This is a genomic window from Pseudomonas sp. B16(2017), from assembly GCF_002113205.1.
Lineage (GTDB): Bacteria > Pseudomonadota > Gammaproteobacteria > Pseudomonadales > Pseudomonadaceae > Aquipseudomonas > Aquipseudomonas pharyngis.
On record NZ_NEKA01000036.1, the window covers coordinates 1 to 723 of the forward strand.

The 723-nt window shown below is 64.5% G+C and carries 1 protein-coding gene; it reads left to right on the plus strand.

The window, feature by feature from the left end; translation table 11 throughout:
• The coding region (gene tssI / locus CAG25_RS28110) for a type VI secretion system tip protein TssI/VgrG (RefSeq protein WP_143493015.1) at positions 1-723 on the plus strand (723 nt) is incomplete at both ends.

The window sequence follows — 723 nt, forward strand, 5'->3', positions numbered from 1 at the left end:
AGCGCCACGGGCCACAAACTGGTGTTCGGCGATGACCAGACGGTGTTCAAGAAACTGGCGCCGGTGGCCTATCAGCAGGACTCCGGCATGGTCGCCAGCAACCCGGTGATCAAACGCTTCGACCTGCGCCTGGAAACCCGCACCAGCCGCACCACCCGCCGCGACTACGACTTCGAAAAACCGCGCCTGACGCTGGAAAGCGAAAACCGCGGCGACGCCCTGCCCGACCTCGAGGACTACGATTACCCGGGCCGTTTCATCGACCGCGAGCGCGGCAAACACCTGGCAAAACGCGCCCTCGAACGCCACCGCAGCGACTTCCAGCTCGCCGAAGGCAAGAGCGATCAGCCGTTGCTGGTCAGCGGCCATTTCCTCGCACTCAAAGAACACCCGAAGGCCAAGTGGAATGACCTGTGGCTGCTCACCGAAGTCCACCACGAAGGCAAGCAGCCGCAGGTGCTGGAAGAGTCGGTCACCAGCGACACCACCGCGCTCAAAGACGATTTCCATCAGGGCTACCGCAACCGCTTTCAGGCCACCCCGTGGGACGTGCCGAACCGCCCGCCCCTGCGCCACCCGAAACCGCGCATCCTCGGCAGCCAGAGCGCCGTGGTCACCGGCCCAAAAGGCGAAGAAATCCACTGCGACGAATACGGCCGCGTGAAAGTCCAGTTCCACTGGGACCGCGACGGCCAGGCCGACGACAAGACCAGCTGCTGGCTG